The 17,767-nt window shown below is 63.9% G+C and carries 17 protein-coding genes; 9 read left to right on the top strand and 8 right to left on the bottom strand.

Translation table 11 applies throughout. The features are described 5' to 3' along the window. The first annotated feature begins 130 nt into the window (after window positions 1-130). Complete coding sequence (locus FJ967_RS30380) at window positions 131-922, top strand: gamma-glutamyl-gamma-aminobutyrate hydrolase family protein (protein ID WP_181176197.1); 792 nt, start codon at window positions 131-133, stop codon at window positions 920-922. On the opposite strand, the gene FJ967_RS30375 is transcribed toward FJ967_RS30380, so the two are convergent. The 5 genes from FJ967_RS30375 to FJ967_RS30355 all read right to left on the bottom strand — a co-directional run bounded on the left by FJ967_RS30375 (window position 923) and on the right by FJ967_RS30355 (window position 4,969). Beyond that, window positions 923-1,327: a hypothetical protein gene (locus FJ967_RS30375; RefSeq protein WP_140736003.1), complete on the bottom strand. Its 405-nt coding sequence runs from the start codon at window positions 1,325-1,327 to the stop codon at window positions 923-925. A gap of 87 nt (window positions 1,328-1,414) precedes the next feature. Then, window positions 1,415-2,398, bottom strand: coding sequence for a 2-hydroxyacid dehydrogenase (locus tag FJ967_RS30370; protein WP_140736002.1), 984 nt, complete (start codon window positions 2,396-2,398; stop codon window positions 1,415-1,417). After that, window positions 2,395-3,417, bottom strand: a complete 1,023-nt coding sequence (locus FJ967_RS30365) for a LacI family DNA-binding transcriptional regulator (RefSeq protein WP_140736001.1) — start codon at window positions 3,415-3,417, stop codon at window positions 2,395-2,397. The genes FJ967_RS30370 and FJ967_RS30365 overlap by 4 nt, the downstream gene beginning before the upstream one ends. Window positions 3,418-3,483: 66 nt before the next feature. Continuing rightward, window positions 3,484-4,425, bottom strand: a complete 942-nt coding sequence (locus FJ967_RS30360; protein WP_140736000.1) for a DMT family transporter — start codon at window positions 4,423-4,425, stop codon at window positions 3,484-3,486. 136 nt (window positions 4,426-4,561) lie between these two features. Continuing rightward, on the bottom strand, window positions 4,562-4,969 hold the full coding sequence (locus FJ967_RS30355; RefSeq protein WP_140736057.1) for a DUF2000 family protein: 408 nt from the start codon (window positions 4,967-4,969) through the stop codon (window positions 4,562-4,564). A 52-nt stretch (window positions 4,970-5,021) separates the two neighbouring features. Here FJ967_RS30355 and FJ967_RS30350 point away from each other — a divergent pair, with 52 nt between their 5' ends. Beyond that, window positions 5,022-5,894 (top strand): AraC family transcriptional regulator, encoded by an 873-nt coding sequence (locus FJ967_RS30350; RefSeq protein ID WP_140735999.1) that lies wholly within the window; start codon window positions 5,022-5,024, stop codon window positions 5,892-5,894. A 9-nt stretch (window positions 5,895-5,903) separates the two neighbouring features. Here the strand turns inward: FJ967_RS30350 and FJ967_RS30345 are convergent, their stop codons facing one another. Beyond that, window positions 5,904-6,374, bottom strand: a complete 471-nt coding sequence (locus FJ967_RS30345; protein WP_140735998.1) for a MarR family winged helix-turn-helix transcriptional regulator — start codon at window positions 6,372-6,374, stop codon at window positions 5,904-5,906. Between the two features lie 373 nt (window positions 6,375-6,747). Between FJ967_RS30345 and FJ967_RS30340 the strand changes: the two genes are divergently transcribed. Further along, complete coding sequence (locus tag FJ967_RS30340) at window positions 6,748-7,821, top strand: GTP-binding protein (RefSeq protein WP_140735997.1); 1,074 nt, start codon at window positions 6,748-6,750, stop codon at window positions 7,819-7,821. Window positions 7,822-8,077: 256 nt separating this feature from the next. Next, window positions 8,078-9,052, top strand: coding sequence for a WD40 repeat domain-containing protein (locus FJ967_RS30330; protein WP_140735995.1), 975 nt, complete (start codon window positions 8,078-8,080; stop codon window positions 9,050-9,052). Window positions 9,053-9,107: 55 nt separating this feature from the next. Here the strand turns inward: FJ967_RS30330 and FJ967_RS30325 are convergent, their stop codons facing one another. Beyond that, entirely contained in the window at window positions 9,108-9,560 is a 453-nt protein-coding gene (locus FJ967_RS30325; protein WP_140735994.1) for a hypothetical protein, read from the bottom strand. Window positions 9,561-9,731: 171 nt separating this feature from the next. Here FJ967_RS30325 and FJ967_RS30320 point away from each other — a divergent pair, with 171 nt between their 5' ends. Further along, entirely contained in the window at window positions 9,732-11,111 is a 1,380-nt protein-coding gene (locus tag FJ967_RS30320) for an aspartate aminotransferase family protein (RefSeq protein WP_140735993.1), read from the top strand. A 31-nt stretch (window positions 11,112-11,142) separates the two neighbouring features. After that, window positions 11,143-12,528 (top strand): glutamine synthetase family protein, encoded by a 1,386-nt coding sequence (locus FJ967_RS30315; RefSeq protein ID WP_140735992.1) that lies wholly within the window; start codon window positions 11,143-11,145, stop codon window positions 12,526-12,528. A gap of 59 nt (window positions 12,529-12,587) precedes the next feature. On the opposite strand, the gene FJ967_RS30310 is transcribed toward FJ967_RS30315, so the two are convergent. Next, on the bottom strand, window positions 12,588-13,745 hold the full coding sequence (locus FJ967_RS30310; protein WP_140735991.1) for an MFS transporter: 1,158 nt from the start codon (window positions 13,743-13,745) through the stop codon (window positions 12,588-12,590). Window positions 13,746-13,903: 158 nt separating this feature from the next. Between FJ967_RS30310 and FJ967_RS30305 the strand changes: the two genes are divergently transcribed. The 3 genes from FJ967_RS30305 to FJ967_RS30295 all read left to right on the top strand — a co-directional run bounded on the left by FJ967_RS30305 (window position 13,904) and on the right by FJ967_RS30295 (window position 17,677). Continuing rightward, window positions 13,904-14,809, top strand: a complete 906-nt coding sequence (locus tag FJ967_RS30305; RefSeq protein ID WP_140735990.1) for a LysR family transcriptional regulator — start codon at window positions 13,904-13,906, stop codon at window positions 14,807-14,809. A 160-nt stretch (window positions 14,810-14,969) separates the two neighbouring features. Further along, on the top strand, window positions 14,970-16,205 hold the full coding sequence (locus FJ967_RS30300; RefSeq protein WP_140735989.1) for a putative DNA modification/repair radical SAM protein: 1,236 nt from the start codon (window positions 14,970-14,972) through the stop codon (window positions 16,203-16,205). Window positions 16,206-16,207: 2 nt separating this feature from the next. Continuing rightward, entirely contained in the window at window positions 16,208-17,677 is a 1,470-nt protein-coding gene (locus FJ967_RS30295) for a UdgX family uracil-DNA binding protein (RefSeq protein ID WP_140735988.1), read from the top strand. Window positions 17,678-17,767 lie beyond the last annotated feature (90 nt).

The raw sequence follows: 17,767 nt of genomic DNA, 5'->3' as shown, positions 1-17,767 counted from the left end.
AGACGACGGGCTGTGCGGGCCTGCAACTATAGTCTAACGCCGGGTTTCGTGGCCTATGCGAGATGCCTAAACTTGGCATGGAAAAATTGGCAGGGATCGCCTATTTTGGAGGCAGGATATCCCTTGCAAGATGGAAACCGGACCCAAAATGCACCAGCCGCTCGTCGCCATATCGACCGACGTCCGTCAATTCGACAACTACACTTGGCATGCCGCCCCGCAACAATATCTGGAAGCGGCGATTGCAGGCGCTGGCGTTTTCCCCTTGCTGGTGCCCTCGTTCGGCGACCGGCTGGATTTCGACGAGCTGCTGTCGTCGGTCGACGGCGTCATGCTGACCGGCTCGAAATCCAATGTCGACCCGGCACTTTATGGCGGCGATGCGAGCGAGGCCAACGGCCCCTATGATCCGGCGCGCGACGCCACCACGCTGCCGCTGATCCGCAAGGCGCTCGAGCGCGGCGTGCCGCTGCTGGCCATTTGCCGCGGCATCCAGGAGCTGAACGTGGCGCTGGGCGGCACGCTGGGCACCGAAATCCAGGAGCGCGAGGGTTCGCTCGACCACCGCGCGCGGGTGAGCGACATTCAGGACGAACGCTTCGCCATCCACCAGAGCATTTCGATCAAGCCCGACAGTTGCCTGGCCGGCGTGTTCGGGGCGGGTGAGATCAAGGTCAATTCGCTGCACCGCCAGGCGATCGACCGGCTCGGATCGAAGCTCGAGATCGAGGCTGTCGCCACCGACGGCACCGTCGAAGCGGTTTCGGTCAAGGGCGCCCGCGCCTTCGCCGTCGGCGTTCAGTGGCATCCCGAATATTGGGTCAAATCGGACAGCAACTCGGCCAAGATCTTCCGGGCCTTCGGCGACGCGGTCCGGTTGCACGCGGCAGCGAAGGCCGGCGCCCGCGCAGCGGCGGAGTAGTTAGTCTCCTGATTTCAAATTACCGTCGGCCGCAAGCGACAGCAACGGGAGCGTCGGCGCATAGGATTCGTAGCCGTCGCCATCGGCAACGGCGAAGGTGACGATCGGATCAATGCCATTGGCGCTGAAGGCGACAGTACCATCCTGTCCGTCGCGCCAGAATTTCGCCTGCTCGATGCCCGGCAGGAGCCGGCGGCAATTCGATGCCACCGTCAGCAGCGACAGGCCATCCGAGACAGATGCGCCGCGCGTGACCGCGCACGCGTCCTCATCGCCATTGGCGACCAGCCTGTAGGTGTTGGACGGGGTGGCCTCTTCGGCGGCGCTTTCAACACTGCCGCCATGAAACAGCTGAACGCCGCCAAACAAGGCGGCGGCCCCGATCAAAGCGGAAAGCGTCTTCATCCTGAACTTCATCCACGCGTACTGACAGGATGCAGAATGATTCCAAAGGGTTAAGCCGACGTTAATAAATATGGCAGCGTCAATGGCTCAAACGCGGGCTTTCACCGCGGCCGTCTCGGGCACGGGTGTCAGCGGCCTGCGCTCGCTGAACCAGGACACCAGATTGTCGACGCACAGATCGGCCATGGCGCGGCGCGTATGCTCCGAGGCCGAGCCGACATGGGGCAACAATGAAGCATTTGGCGCATCGATCAACGCCTTGGGGACATTCGGCTCGTCGGCGAACACATCGAGGCCGGCGGCGGCGATCGTTCCATCGGCAAGCGCGGCGACAAGCGCCGCCTCGTCGACCGTGCTGCCGCGGCCGATATTGACGAAGACACCGTTGGCGCCGAGCGCCGACAGGATCTCGGCATTGACCGCGTTGCGCGTCGAAGCACCGCCCGGCGCCACCGAAATCAGCGTGTCGACCGCCTCGGCCAAGCCCTTCAGCGTTGGATGGTACTGATAGGAGAGGCCTTCGACACGACGCCGGTTGTGATAGGCGACCGGCAGGCCGAACGCCTCCAGGCGCCGGGCAATGGCCTGTCCGATACGGCCCATGCCGAAAATGCCGACGCGGCGCGCACGCAAAGTCAGCCGGCTCAGCGGATAGTGGCCCTTGCTCGCCCAGTTGCCGGCGCGCAGCCAGGTTTCGGCGCGCGGCAGGTCGCGGACGGTGTTGATCAGCAGCCCGATCGCGGTGTCGGCGACCTCCTCGGTCAACACGTCGGGCGTGTTGGTGACCATGATGTTGTTGGCCCGGGCGTGGCCGACATCGACCGAATCGTAGCCGACCCCGAACGAGGTGATGACTTCGAGATTGGGCAGTGCATCCATCATCGCCGCGCTGATGCCGGCAAAGGATGCAATGCCGCGCACGGTGCGGCGCATTTCGTCCGTGACCAATGCCGGATCCGCGCGTTCGATGCCGACGCGCCTGAACGTCCTGTCGATGCGATCGGCGGCGTGGCCGGTGAAATCCGCCGGCACCAGAACGGTGACGGTTTGCAACGCTTCAGCCTTGGTCATGCACGCTCCACCGGCTTGCCGGTCGACTGGCGCACATGCAGTTCCGGCTTGATCAATTCCTGCGAGGGCCGCACCGTCTGCCCGTTGAGCTTGTCGAGCAGCGCGCTGGCGGCGCGCCGGCCAACCTCGCGCTGGCCGTTCCAGACGGTGGTGAGCGCCGGCGTGGCGATCGCCGCCTCCTCGAGATCGTCATAGCCGGTGACGGAGATGTCGATGCCCGGCACCAGGCCGGCACGCGCGATACCGTTCATCAGGCCGATGGCGACGAGATCGTTCCAGCAGCACGCCGCCGTCGGCCTGTCCTTCAGCGCCAGGAACTGCCCGGCGGCCTCGAAGCCTGCCTGCTTGGTACGCGGGCCTGATATGCGCCAGGACGGCCTGACCTCGAGCCCGGCCGCTTCCATGGCGTTGAGATAGCCCTGATAGCGGTCACGCCCGGTCGAGGTCTGGTCGGTGCCGCCGACCATGGCGATGCGCTTGTGGCCGAGCGAGATCAGGTGGTTGGTGGCAAGCGCCGTGCCATAAGCGTCGTCGCCGCGAAACACCGGCACGTCGGCGCCCTCGACGGTGCGCGCGATCAGCACCGCCGGCAGGCCGTTCTCCTCGGCCATCAGGATATCGGAGGCCGGCGTACCGATGGCGGGCGACATGATGACGCCGTCGGCGCCGAGCTGCAGCAGCGTATCGATGAAGGTGCGCTGCTTTTCGAGCTGGTCGTAGTGATTGGACAGGATGAAGGTCTGCCGGCTGCGGTCGAGCTCGCTTTCGATCGAGCGCAGGATCTCGGCGAAGAACGGGTTCATGATGTCGTGGACGACGACACCGACGATGCCCGAGCGCGAAGTGCGCAACGAGGCGGCGCGGCGGTTGTAGATGTAGCCGATGGCGCGCGCATGTTCCTTGATGCGGTCGCGCGTCGAGCCGGCGACCAGCGGGCTGTCGCGCAATGCCAGGGACACGGTGGCCGTGGACACGCCAAGCGCGTCCGCGATCGTCGACAGCTTGATCTTCTGTGCCAGCCTTTCGCTCCCCGTCGTTTTTTTAAACTGTTTAAGGGCGGCCTTATGCCATCGATCGGGGCCAAATCAAAGTTTTTTTGCCAGCGCCTCCGCCTCGACATCGGAAGCAGCGCGGCTGCGCAGCCTGAGCCGGTGTTCACGATGGACGATGTAGAGGCCGCTGGCGACGATGATGGCGGCGCCGACCAGCGTCCAGCGGTCGGGAAACTGCTTGAAGACAATCCAGCCGGAGAGGATCATCCACACCATCTGCGAATAGGGATAGGGCGCCAGCGCCGTGGTCGTCGCCAGCCGGTAGGCCTGAACCAGCAGCCAGTGCCCGACACCGCCGAAAAAGCCGAGCATGAGCAGCACGAACCAGTGCCAGCCATCGTGCGGCAGCGAGAAGGAGAACGGCAGCAGCGGCAGGAGCAGCACGGCGGGTGCCAGCGCAGAGAACAGGATCAGGCTTTCCGACGTCTCGGTCGCCGACATGCGGCGCGTCATGATGACATAAAAGCAATTCGACAGCATCGAGCCGAGCGCGAAGAGATGCCCGATGCCGAAAACGCCCACGCCTGGCCTGGTGATGATCAGGACTCCGACGAAAGCCGTCAGAATGGCCAGCCAACGCCGCCAGCCAGCCCATTCGCCAAGCAGCGGGCCGGCAAGCGCGGTGATCACCATCGGCCCGAAGAAATAGATCGATGTCGTCTCGGCCAGTTGCAGGGAGCGCAACGCCAGGACGTTGAACACGGTCGAGCCGAACAGGAAGGCGCCGCGCAGCACATGTGCCGGCAGGTTGACCGGGCGAAACCGCGCCGGCTCGCGCCAGCCACGCAGCAGCGCCCCAACCAGCACGACATGCACCGCAAAGCGCACCCAGGCGACGATCAGGACAGAGACGCCGGCAAGAACGAGATATTTGCTGGAGGTGTCGAGGAAGGTGAAGAAGACATAGGTGGTCAGCATGCACAGGATCGCCACCGGCGGCGTCGCGCTTTCGACATTTCTTTGGGAAGGATTCACGTGCAGGCCGGGGAAAAGCGGGGCTGAAACCCACCTTTGCGGGAATTGTTGCTTGCCGGCAAGCCAATTGTCGCCCGCTGCCGCGCCTGGGGTCGCTGGCACAACAATAGCCGCCGTCAGGCTTAGTCTCCGGGGGCTAACTATGCATCCGGGCACCCTTGGTGATCTTGTCGACCACCTTCTTCTCGGCGCGCAACGCGATGCCGACCACTTTGGCGTCTTCGGGCGCGAATTGCGCGAAGACGGCGCGGTTGCCGGCGTCGAAGCCGGTCGCGAACATCTCCTCGACATAGAGCGAGGTGGTTACGCCACGCTCCAGCGCGCGCCGGTGGATGTCGCTCAGCGTCGCCTGGTCGGCAGAAAGCACGATGACCGGCTGGATCGACAGCGGGTTGTAGAGATTGCCTGACCGGTCGCGATAGGGCTCGCCGATGATATCGGGGAACTGCGCGACGATGCCGCTGGTCAGGAAGGCGGTGACGTTGAGTTTCTGCCAGACCGGCAGGTCTTGGCGCAGGACGATTGCAAATTTCGTGTCGAACATGAGAAAATGAGCCATTCCGGGTTGCGCCCCGATAGCGAGGCTAAGGCAGACGATGTCGTTCGAACTAGACCGCCAGGCCTTCGAGGGTCTTGGACGTTTGTGCGTCGATGAAGCAGAAAACTGCATCATTTCCGCTCCCGATCCCGCAGGCATGGAACGCATCGAAGCCCGGTTTCACGGCAGTGCCTTCGATATGCACAGGCATGACACATACGCGGTCGGGGTGACCCTGCACGGCGTACAGACGTTTCGCTATCGCGGCGCGACGCGCCACAGCCTGCCAGGCCAGATCATCGTGCTGCATCCGGACGAACTGCACGATGGCGGCGCCGGCACCGACGCCGGGTTGCGCTATAGAATACTCTACCTTGAACCGTCGCTGATGCTTGGCTGTCTTGGCGGCGCATCATTGCCCTTTGTCGGGGATGGCGTGGTGAGCGATAGTGCATTTTGCACGACGCTGCTTTCGGCGCTGGGTCCGCTGGACCAGGAGCTAAACGAATTGTTCGTCGACGACTTCCTGACGCAGCTGATGCAGGGCCTGAACCGGCATGCCGGCCAGCCGTCGAAACCGATCGGCCGAACGGCGTGGCGGGCGGCGACGCTGGCGCGCGACTATCTGACGGAAAATCTGGACCGGGCGGTTCGTTCCGACGAACTGGAGGCGGTTACCGGGCTCGACCGCTATGCCTTATCCAGGCATTTCCGGGCGGCCTTTTCCACCAGCCCGCATCGTTTCCTGTTGATGCGCCGGCTTCAGCACGCGCGGCGGATGATCGCCGCCGGCGAACCCCTGGCGCAGATCGCGGTCGAAGCCGGCTTCAGCGACCAGAGCCATTTCAACAGGCAATTCAAGAAAGCGCTGGGCATGACGCCAGGGCGCTGGTCGACGCTGGTGCGCGGTCCGGCCGCGGCGGCAGCCTGACCGGCAAGATCAGTCGTCTGACTCGGCGTCGTCGTCGATCAGGACCAGTTCCTCGTTGGAGAGGTTGGCCTCGATGCGGGCGAGCAGCTTGAACAGCGCCTTCTGGTCCTTCTTGTCCAGGCCCTTGAGCGCCTGCTTTTCTGTCTTCTTGACCGACTTCTCGATGGCGCGGATGGTTTCGCGGCCGGTCTCGGTGAGGAAGATATGCGCCTGGCGCGCATCGGCCTCGGACGCCCGCTTCTCCAGGAAACCCTGCGCCTGCAGCCGATTGATGGTCTTGGTGATGGTGGGCGGACGCACACCGAGACGCCCTGCCAGATTGCCCGGCGTCTGGCCGTCCTCGCGGTCGAGCGCCAGCATGATCTGGTCCTGGCCGGCGTAGAAGCCGTGCGCCAGAAGCCTGGCCGCCAGCGCGGTCCTTGCCAGCCTTGCCGCCGAATGCAGCCGGCTCATCGTCGCAGTTTTGTCCGCCTTGGCCATGGTCATCCCTCTTCGGCCACACCGGTAGCGGCAGCATAGACGGAGCCAGCCGGTTGGCAATCGACGATCAAAAAGATTCCGGCTTGTGAAACAGCTTTGCCGGCAAGCATTGCGGTGCCCGCCGTGGCTAATGCCAGATGTTTATTTCAGTTAGATGACAAACGACTTTTCGCGCACAGAAATCGCCGGCACGGGACGCGGTTTGCCTGCCACGGCGCCACGCCTCGACGTCGCCCATCATGCTTTCCCGCCGACACCGGACCGGCAGGCTTGGCCCAGTGGTTTGCAGCGTGCAAAAGCCCGGCACACACACTATATGGAGCCGACAATCCCTTTTCCTGGCCTTCAGGGCCCAGAGACTTCGAGGCAAGCCATGAGCGAAGCGCAGACGCAAATCCCCGTAACCGTCCTGACCGGCTATCTCGGCGCCGGCAAGACGACGCTGCTCAACCGCATCCTGTCGGAAAACCATGGCAGGCGTTACGCCGTCATCGTCAACGAGTTCGGCGAGATCGGCATCGACAACGACCTGATCGTGGAATCCGACGAGGAAATCTACGAGATGAACAATGGCTGCGTCTGCTGCACGGTGCGCGGCGACCTGATCCGCGTCGTCGAAGGCCTGATGCGCCGGCCCGGCCGTTTCGACGCCATTGTCGTCGAGACCACGGGACTCGCCGACCCGGTGCCGGTGGCGCAGACCTTCTTCATGGACGACGATGTGCGCTCCAAGACCAAGCTCGATGCGGTCGTGGCGCTTGTCGACGCCAAGCATCTGCCGCTGCGGCTGAAAGATTCCAAGGAAGCCGAGGACCAGATCGCCTTCGCCGACGTCGTCGTGCTCAACAAGACCGACTTGGTCACGCCCGATGAACTGGCCAAGGTCGAAGCCACCATTCGCGCCATAAACCCGGCGGCGAAGATCCACCGGACCCAGCGTTCCGGCGTGCCGCTGACCGAGGTGCTGGACCGCGGCGCCTTCGATCTCACCCGCGCGCTGGAGAACGACCCGCATTTCCTCGAAGCGCATGATCACGACCATGATCATGAATGCGGTCCGGATTGCGACCACGATCATCACCATCACGATCATGACGGACATGATCACCATCACCACCATGATCATGCCCATGCGTCCGACATCCACGACGTGACTGTGAAATCCGTGTCGCTGCGCGGCGGCGAGATGGATCCGAAGAAATTCTTCCCCTGGATCGAAAAGGTCACCCAGATGGAGGGGCCGAACATCCTGCGGCTGAAAGGCATCATCGCACTCAAGGGCGATGATGAGCGCTATGTCCTGCAGGGCGTGCACATGATCATCGAGGGCGACCACCAGCGCCCTTGGAAGGATGGCGAAAAGCACGAGAGCCGGCTGGTCTTCATCGGCCGCGAACTCGACGCCGAGCGGCTGAAGAAGAGCTTCGAGGCCTGCCAGGCGGGTTGATTTCCCGACTTTATGGCGCTAGCGCTGCCCTACTTTCCTTCTCCCCTTGTGGGAGAAGGTGGCCTCGCGAAGCGAGGTCGGATGAGGGGTGTTCCAGCTTGGCAAGGACGGCGATCCGTCACCCACCCCTCAACCGTCTCGGCGCTGCGCGCCGATCCACCTTCTCCCACAAGGGGAGAAGGCAGTCGCTCCCTGGCCACGCCAGCGCTGACCACACACGCTGACGACCAAAAATCTCGAATGGAAATGATCTCGCATGCCCACAGTCGCTCCGCTTGATCTCGAAGGCCATTGCGTCGCCGCCGTCTTTCTTGGCGATGTACCGCATTTCGCGCTGGCCGACGGCGCGGTGCACCGGCTCGACAATGGCCACAAGACGGAGCAGGCCAATGACGGGCTGCTCGCCGCCTTCCACGACGCGGCCAACGACCGGCTGATCACCGGCGGCGAGGATGGCAAGGTGTTTGCCGTGAAGGCCGGCGGAGAGATCACCGAACTGGTGAGCGCCGGCAAAAAGTGGATCACCAGCGTCGCCGCCGGGCCGCAGGGCGCCATTGCGTACTCCACCGGCAAGACCGCCTTCGTGCGCTTCGCAGATGGCAAGACCCGGGAATTTACCCATCCGCGCTCGGTCGAGGGGTTGGCCTTCTCGCCCAAGGGCATGCGCTTCGGCGTCGCCCGCTACAATGGCGCGACGCTGCATTTCCCGGCCGCCGAAGGCAAGCCGGTGGAGCTCGAATGGGCCGGAGCCCATACCGGCATCACATTTTCACCCGACGGGGCGTTCCTGGTCACGACGATGCAGGAAAACGCCTTGCATGGCTGGAAGCTCGCCGACGGCAAGCACATGCGCATGAGCGGCTATCCCGGCAAGGTCAAAAGCCTGTCCTGGAGCGTCAAGGGCAAATGGCTGGCAAGCTCGGGCGCGCCGGCGGCGATCGTCTGGCCGTTCTCTGCCAAAGACGGCCCGATGGGTAAGGCCCCGCTGGAACTCGGCACGCGCGGCAACGCCATGGTGACGGCGGTCGCCTGCCATCCAAGCCAGGATGTCGTGGCCGTCGGCTATGACGACGGCATGGTCATGGCGGTGCGCTTCGCCGATGCCAAGGAAGTGCTGCTGCGGCGCCCGGGCAAGGACGCGATCACCTCGATGATGTGGGACAAGGAAGAACGCCGCATCGCCTTCGGCAGCGCCGCCGGCGACTGCGGCGTCATCGATATCACGGGTTAGCCAGTAGGGAATAGGGATGCCTACTGCCTACTGCCTACTGCCTACTGCCTACTGCCTACTCCGCCCCGCACGAGACCTTGCCGGTGAGTTCAACCGGCTTGCCGTCCTGGTCCTTGTCGGTGGCGGCATCGTAGATGGCGAGCGTATAGCGGCCGTCATAGACGCCTTCATCGCTGGTCTTGGTCAGGATCGTCAGTTCGACCGAGTTCAACTTTTCCGCGACCTCGTGCTCGCGATAGATGTTCAGCCGCAATTCCTCGCCGTCGAGCCAGTACTGCGTCAGGTTCGAATCCTCGAACACGGTCTTGCGCAAGCTGTCGCCGGCAGGCCGGCCGGGGATCTCGAGATCGCCGCGAAAGTTGAAGGTCGGACCACCCATGCCCCTGGTGACGCCGGCCTCGACCTGGAATATCGCCGCCTTGTCTTCGGCCGAGCACCAGATGCCGCCGCTGGCGAACGCCGTTCCCGTCGACAGCAAAAAGCCAAGCCCGCAGATAAAAGTCCGCATTTTCTCAACCCCCGTTGCGGCTGCAATTGACGCCGACTTCGCCGGCAGGGTCAAGCCGCGCTGGCGAGGCTGAGCCAATGCAGCACGGACGCGCGGCCAATTGCGGTTGCCGACAATGTCTGGCTATGAGGATTTAGGATTGGCCGGGAGGAACTGGCCAGAGGGGTTTTCATGCACAGCAGCGACAGTTCAGGGACCATCGGCGGCATCAGCCGCGACCGCATCGCGCAATTGCGCGAGAGCGAGGGGTTTGAGTTCCGCAAGGCGCGGCCGAAATCGCAGGCCAAGGTCGGCAACGGCCTGCCCGGTTTCTTTGGCGGCGTGCCGATGCACTGGATGAACGACTGGCCGACGCCGTTTCCGATCCTGGTCGACAGCGCCCGGGGCGCTACGATTACCGATCTGGACGGCAACAGGCTGGACGATTTCTGCCTTGGCGATACCGGTTCGATGTTCGGCCATTCGCCGCCGCCGGTGGCGCGCGCCATTCGCCGCCAGGCCGGGCGCGGCCTGACCTATATGCTGCCTTCGGAAGACGCACTGGCCATCGGACCGCTTCTCGCGCAGCGCTTCGGCCTGCCATTCTGGCAGATCGCGACGACGGCGACCGACGCCAACCGTTTCGCGCTGCGCGTCGCGCGCGCCGTCACCGGAAGGGAAAAGATCCTGGTCTTCAACGGCTGCTATCACGGCTCGGTGGACGAGACGATGGTGCGGCTGATCGACGGCAAACCCGTCAACAGGCCGGGACTGGCCGGCGAATTCCGCGACCTGACCCGAACCGCCAAGGTCATCGAGTTCAACGACGTCGCGGCACTCGAAGCCGCCTTGAAGGACAGGGATGTGGCCTGCGTCATCGCCGAGCCGGTGCTGACCAATTCCTGCATGGTGCTGGCTGATCCGGGCTTCCACGACGCACTGCGCAGGCTGACCCGCGCGGCCGGCACGCTGCTCCTGATCGACGAGACGCACACGATCTCGACCGGTCCCGGCGGCTACACCAGGAAATACGGGCTGGATCCCGACTTTTTCGTGCTGGGCAAGCCGATCGCCGGAGGCGTGCCGGCAAGCGTGTGGGGCATGAGCGAAGAGGTCGCCTCGCGCTATGCCGACTACAACAGGACGAAAGAGCCGGGCTATTCCGGCATGGGCACGACGCTGTCGGCCAATCCTCTGCAATTCGCGGCGATGCGCGCCACGCTCGAAGAGGTGATGACCGAGCAGAATTATGACCGCATGGATCATCTGGCGCGGCGGCTCGATGCCGGGCTGACCGGTGTCATCGACCGCTACCGCCTGCCCTGGCATGTCGCGCGTGTGGGTGCCCGCGTCGAGTTCATCTGCGCGCCAGGCCCGCTGCGCAACGGCGCCGAGGCGGAGGGCGCGCATGCGCCGGAACTGGAGGCCGCTATCCATGTCGCGCTGGTCAACCGCGGCGTGCTGATCGCCCCCTTCCACAACATGATGCTGATCTCACCGGCAACGTCAGGCGTCCAGGTCAACCGGCTGATCGATGCCTTTGGCGCGGTTGCGGCGAAGCTTGCGGCATGAGACAAGCCCTCAGGCCAACCCGAGTTCCATCATGACTTCACCTTCGGGCTCGACGCCCACCGAGGCGCAAGCCTTCCTCGACGCCCATCCCGAGATCGAGGCCTTCGACATCGTGCTGACCGATGCCAATGGCGTCGGGCGCGGCAAGATCGTGCGCCGTCACGAGCTGAAAGGCATTTTCGAGGGCGGGCGGCACATGCCGATCTCGATCCTCGGCCTCGATATCACTGGCGAGGACGTGCACGAAACCGGGCTGATCTGGGACAGCGGCGACGGCGATCTCAGGGCCTGGCCGATCCCCGGCACGCTGGTACCGCTCTACGGCACGAACCCGGCGCGCGGCCAGGTGCTGATGGCGATGTACCATCTCGACGGCCAGCCTATGTCTTCGGATCCGCGGCTGGCGCTTGCCCGGCAGGTCGAGAGGCTTGCGGCCAAGGGCCTCTATCCGGCTGGCGCCTTCGAACTGGAATTTTTCCTGCTGGCCAATGAGCGCGATGCCGACGGCAAGGTGCGGCCGGCTCACGCGGTGCTCGATGGCCGCGTGTCGGGCAAGACGGAGGTTTATTCAGTCGACCATCTGCACGGCATGGAGCCGCTGTTCTCCGACATCTATGCCGCCGCCAAGGCGCAAGGCATTCCAGCCGAGACGGTGATATCGGAATATGCGCCTGGCCAGTACGAACTGACGCTGAACTACCGCAAGGACGTGATGCGGGCGGCCGACGACCTGGTCATGCTGAAGCGGCTGGTGCGGGCGCAGGCGCGCCGTCACGGCGTCACTGCCTGCTTCATGGCCAAGCCGATCGAGAAATATGCCGGCTCGGGCATGCATTTCCACGTCTCGCTGCAGGACAAGGACGGCCGCAACGTCTTTTCGGAAGCCGACGGCGAGAGCTGGTCGCTGCCACTGCTGCGCGGTCTCGGCGGGCTGATCCAGACGATGGCGGAATCGATGCTGGTGTTTGCGCCGCACGCCAATTCCTGGCGGCGCTTCGTCTCGCAATCCTACGCGCCGGTGGCGCCGACCTGGGGGGTCAACAACCGCTCGGTGGCGCTGCGCGTGCCGGCTGGCGACGCAAAGAACCGGCGCATCGAGCACCGGCCGTCGGGTGTCGACGCCAATCCTTATCTGATCGCGGCGACGGTGCTTGCCGGCATCGTCAAAGGCCTCGACGAAGGCCTCGACCCCGGCCCTGAAACCACCGGAAACGGCTATGAGGCCGCGGTCACCCGCACCACCATGCCGGTCGACTGGCGCGCCGCGATCGATGCGGCACGAGCATCCAGCTTCCTGAAGGGCGCGCTCGGCGAAGACCTGCACCGAACCTTCGTGGCGATCAAGCAATCCGAGTACCTGCGTGTGGCGCGTACGGTCAGCGAACTGGATTATCATCTTTATCTGCACGAGGTCTGATCGCCCGGCCCTCACAGACATGGCGATCACGTTGGGGCCAACGATCAGGGTGCGCAGCGTCAGATCAGCGGCTCTTCGGCGGTCCGATAACGGGCCGGAGCGGTGGCCCAATGAAATGCCCCCGCCAAGGCCCCTAATATTATTCCCAGCGCAACGACACCGTTCCAACCGAACCGGCTCATCAACCAGCCGCTCACCACCGTGCCAAACGCCCCGCCCACGAATGTGGCCGTCATGTAGAGGCTGTTGATGCGGCCCTGTGCCTTTGAATCGACCGCGAAGGCACGGGTCTGGTTCGACACAAGGCCCGCCTGCACGCCGATATCGAGCACGATCACTCCAATGACCAGCAGCGCAAGCGAGGCATTTGCGCCAAAGAGCAACAGGTAGGCGAGGGTCACGCTTGCGATGCTGGCGCCGATCACATAACGCGTTCCCTTGCGGTCGGAAATACGACCACCGATCGATGCAGCAAGCGCGCCCGCCGCACCGATGATGCCGAATCCGCCCGCCCATGCGCTGCCGAGATGCCAGGGGCCATTCGCGAGGAGCGCCGCGAGGTTCACCCAGAAAGCGTTGAAGCAAGCCCACAGCAACGCCTGCACGATCATGGATTCGCGGAGCGGGCGGTTGTCGCGCATCAGCGGCCAGAGCGAGGCGAGAAGCCTGCCGTAGGAAAGATTTGTCGACGAAACGCCCTTCGGCAGCAGCGACAGCGCGACAACGGCCGCGGGCACCATCAACGCTGCCTCCACGCCGTATACCGCGCGCCAGCCATAGGCCTGGCCCACCACGCCCGCAACGGTGCGTCCGACCAGGATGCCGATCATGATGCCGCTGGCCACGGTGCCGACATTGCGGCCGCGCTCCTGGGGTTTCGACATCGTGCCGGCGAACGGCACTAACTGCTGCGGCACGCAGCTGACCACGCCGATGCCGAATGACACGGCCGCCAGGGCCCAGACATCCGCTACGAAGCAAGCGACGATGTCCAGCACGAAGGCGACGACGATCTGGCCAAGCACCAGCTTGCGGCGGTCGAAGCGATCGCCCAGCGGCAACAGCAGCGCCAGGCCCGTGGAAAAGCCCAGCAACGCTGCACCGGCCACCAGATCCACGGCGGTCAAGGTGGAATGGAAGCCGCTGGCGATCAGCGGCAGGATCGGCTGCACGCAATAGAGGTTGGTGATCACCGCTCCAGCGACGATCGCCATCATAAAAATCTTCCCGCGTGAGGCGATCGCGGGGGCGGTAGCTGTCGAGGGGATGTTCACGGCTGGCTCCTTGATGGGTGTGCCCAAGAAGCTATGTCCTTGCTGAAACCAAGATAATCTGGCAATATCGGGAAAGATTCTCTCAAAAATCCAGAGAGTTTATGAACAGCCTGGAAGCCATGGCCATCCTGGTCGCCGTCGTCGATGCCGGCAGCCTTTCAGGCGCGGCGCGCAAAATGGGCGTGCCGCTGGCCACGGTCAGCCGGAAGCTGGCTGAGCTGGAAGGGCACCTGCACACACGGTTGCTCCATCGCACCACGCGTCAGCTGTCTCTGACCGAAGCCGGGGTCTCCTATGTCGCTGCCTGCAGGCGTATTCTCGAAGAGGTGGGCGAGGCGGAACGGGCAGCCACGGGCGAGTACGCCTCGCCGCGAGGCGAGCTGGTGGTGACTGCGCCTGTCGTGTTCGGCCGGTTGCACGTCGTGCCCGTGGTCGCCGATTTCCTGGCCCAGTATCCGGAGATCGACGTCAGCCTGGTCTTTATCGACCGGGTCGTGCATTTGCTCGACGAGCAGGTGGATGCCGCCATCCGCATAGGCAATCTTCCGGATAGCAACCTCATGGCTTCCGGAGTGGGCACGGTGCGACGGGTGGTCTGCGGCAGCCCGGCCTATTTCGACGCCCACGGCGTCCCGGAGAAGCCGCGCGATCTCGCCGGCCACCAATGCATCAGTTTCGAGGTCCTGGCTTCGCGCCGCGCCTGGGTCTTCGGATCCGGCCGCGGGGAGCGGTCTATTCCCGTGCACTCCCGGCTTACGGTGAATACGGCCGAGGCGGCCATCGAGGCGGCCATGCTTGGCGTCGGACTGGTCCGCGTGCTGTCCTACCAGGTGGCAGACGCAGTTCGCAGTGGCGGGTTGCGCGTTGTGCTCGATGCGTTCGAAGCCGTACCGCTCGCCATCAACCTCGTACACACTGGCCAGGCGCCCCTGCCTTTGAAACTGCGCGCGTTCCTGGATTACGTGGCGCCACGCCTGCGCGAGCGAACGCAGGCAATCCTGGCCTGATCCGCAGCTACGGCCTCGACCCATAGCTCGAAACCACCGGGAATGACTGCACCGCCGACCGCACGAGGTCTGATCGCAAAGACGCCATGCAGCGATCACGTTCTCTCCGCCTGCATCAAATGAGGTAGTAATTTAACCCTCCAGAACATATCATGAACTAATGAGCGTGCTTTCCGTCCGTGAAAAACTGGCTGTACTGTCCGATGCCGCCAAATACGACGCCTCCTGCGCTTCATCGGGCTCGGCGAGGAAAGACTCGTTGAAGTCGGGGGGCATCGGCTCCACCGAAGGCATGGGCATCTGCCATTCCTATGCGCCGGACGGCCGCTGCATTTCGCTTTTGAAAATCCTGCTCACCAATTTCTGCATCTACGACTGCAGCTATTGCATCAACCGTTCGTCCTCGAATGTGCGGCGCGCCCGCTTCGGCGTCGACGAGGTGGTGAAGCTGACCATGGATTTCTACCGGCGCAATTATATCGAAGGCCTTTTCCTGTCCTCGGGCGTCATCCGTTCGCCTGACGAGACCATGGGCGAAATGGTCGAGGTGGCGCGGCGGCTGCGGTTGGAGGAAAGGTTCTCCGGCTACATCCACCTGAAAACGATCCCTGAGAGTTCGGCGGAGCTGATCGAGAAGGCCGGGCTCTATGCCGACCGCTTGTCGATCAACGTCGAATTGCCCACCGATGAGGGCGTCAAAAAACTGGCGCCTGAAAAGAAGCCGGAGACAATCCGGCTTTCCATGGCGAGCCTGCGCCGGAAGATGGAGGAGAAAGCCGAGCCAACACTGCGCACCAAGAAGCGCGAACGCTTCGCGCCTGGCGGACAATCGACGCAGATGATCATCGGCGCGGACAAGACCTCCGACGACGGCATTTTGCACACCAGCGCCCGGCTCTATGGCAGCTACCATCTGCGGCGCGTCTATTATTCGGCGTTCAGTCCGATCCCGGATTCATCGTCCTCGTTGCCGCTGCAGAAGCCGCCTTTGATGCGCGAACACCGGCTCTACCAGGCCGACTGGCTGATGCGCTTCTACGGCTTTTCGCAACCGGAAATCCTGGCTGGCAGCAGCGATGGCATGCTTGACCTTGCCATAGACCCCAAGCTCGCCTGGGCGCTGCGCAACCGGGGGCGTTTTCCCGTGGACGTCAACCGCGCCGACCGCGAAGCGCTGCTCAGGGTGCCCGGGCTCGGCACCAAGGTGGTGGCGAAGATCCTGGAGACGCGCCGCCACCGGCGGTTGCGGCTGGAGGATGTCGGCCGGCTCTGCCACTCGATCGCCAAGCTCCGGCCCTTCATTATTGCCGAAGGCTGGTCTCCCGGGGCGTTGACCGACAAGGCAGGCCTGCGCGGCAACATCGTGCGGTCCTGCGAGCAACTGGCGCTGTTTTGATCATGCAGCCGGCCGAACTCGACCTCACCCGCTATTCCGTCTGGCTTGAAGGCGAGACCGATTTTGCCGGCTGGCGCGACGCGGCGCGGCGGCTCGCGCTGAACGAGATCAGGCCGGAGGACATCGGCTGGCACGTGGCGGCCAGTTCCGATCGGCCGCAGAACGATCTGCCGGAAGTGCCACGGGACGCACAACTTGTCGTGCCGCGCGAATTCATCGACCATGCCGAAACCGCCTTCTGCCACTGCGACCCCGGCCGTTTCGCCTTCCTCTATCGGATGCTGTGGCGGCTGCGCACGGAGCCGAGGCTGCTGGCGATCGCATCGGATCCCGACACCAGGCGCCTCGAGACCATGGAAAAGGCCGTGCGGCGCGACAGCCACAAGATGCATGCCTTCGTCCGCTTCCGCAAAATCGCCGATGGCGGCGAGGAACGCTATGCCGCCTGGTTCGAGCCGGACCACTTCATCGTCGAGCGCAACGCGGATTTCTTCGTCCGCCGCTTCACCGGCATGCGCTGGACGATCCTGACGCCTTACGCTTCCGCCGACTGGGATGGCGAAAGGCTTGCCATCGGGCCAGGCGCCGCCAAGGCCGACGCGCCCGATCAGGACGACACAGAAGCGCTGTGGCGGACCTATTTCGAGAACATCTTCAATCCGGCGCGGCTGAAGGTGAAGGCCATGCAGAAGGAGATGCCCAAGAAATATTGGCGGAACCTTCCCGAGGCCTCGCTCATTCCTGACTTGATCGCGGGAGCGGACAAGGCCGCTATAGAGATGATTGCCAGAATGCCGACGACGCCCGCCCCGCACCATGCCAAGGTGCAGGCAAAGCATTGGCCGATGAGGGAACCAGCCGAGGCGACGGATGAGATCTCCGCCGAAACCATCTCGGAACTGCGCGACGCCGCGAAAGGCTGCCGTCGCTGCCCGCTGTGGCGCGACGCCACGCAGACCGTGTTCGGCGAAGGACCAGACAACGCCAAGGTGGTGTTCGTCGGCGAACAGCCCGGCGACCAGGAAGATCTCGCCGGCAAACCATTTGTCGGCCCTGCCGGAAAAGTGTTCGACGCCATTTTGGATGACGCCGGGGTCGACCGCCAAAAGGTCTATGTCACCAACGCGGTCAAGCACTTCAAGTTCGAGCCGCGCGGCAAGCGGCGCATCCATTCCAAACCCAATGCCGGCGAAGTGCAGGCTTGTCGCTGGTGGATCGACAGGGAGTTCGCGCTGATCAAGCCGGAGCTTGCCGTGGCGCTCGGCGCGACGGCGGCGCTGTCCTTGCTCGGCAAAGCAATCCCGGTGACCAAGATGCGCGGGCAAGTGGTGGAGCGCGAGGATGGATTGCGGGTTTTCATCACGATCCATCCGTCCTTCATCCTGCGCATTCATGAGCCTTCGGAGAAGGAAGCGGAGCGCGCACGGTTTTTGCAGGATATGCGGGAGGTGAAGCGGTTGATGGCGGCTTGATCGGACGGTTGGTCGGCGCCGCCCCTTGTATCTGCACGGAGGAGAGTTTGTGCGATGTAAGCGACTGAGCCTCGGACCGGATGGCCATCC

This window comes from Mesorhizobium sp. B2-3-4 (genome assembly GCF_006442315.1).
Taxonomy (GTDB): Bacteria; Pseudomonadota; Alphaproteobacteria; order Rhizobiales; family Rhizobiaceae; genus Mesorhizobium.
Note: the sequence above shows the minus strand (reverse complement) of the source record. Positions and strands in the feature narration are given on the sequence as shown.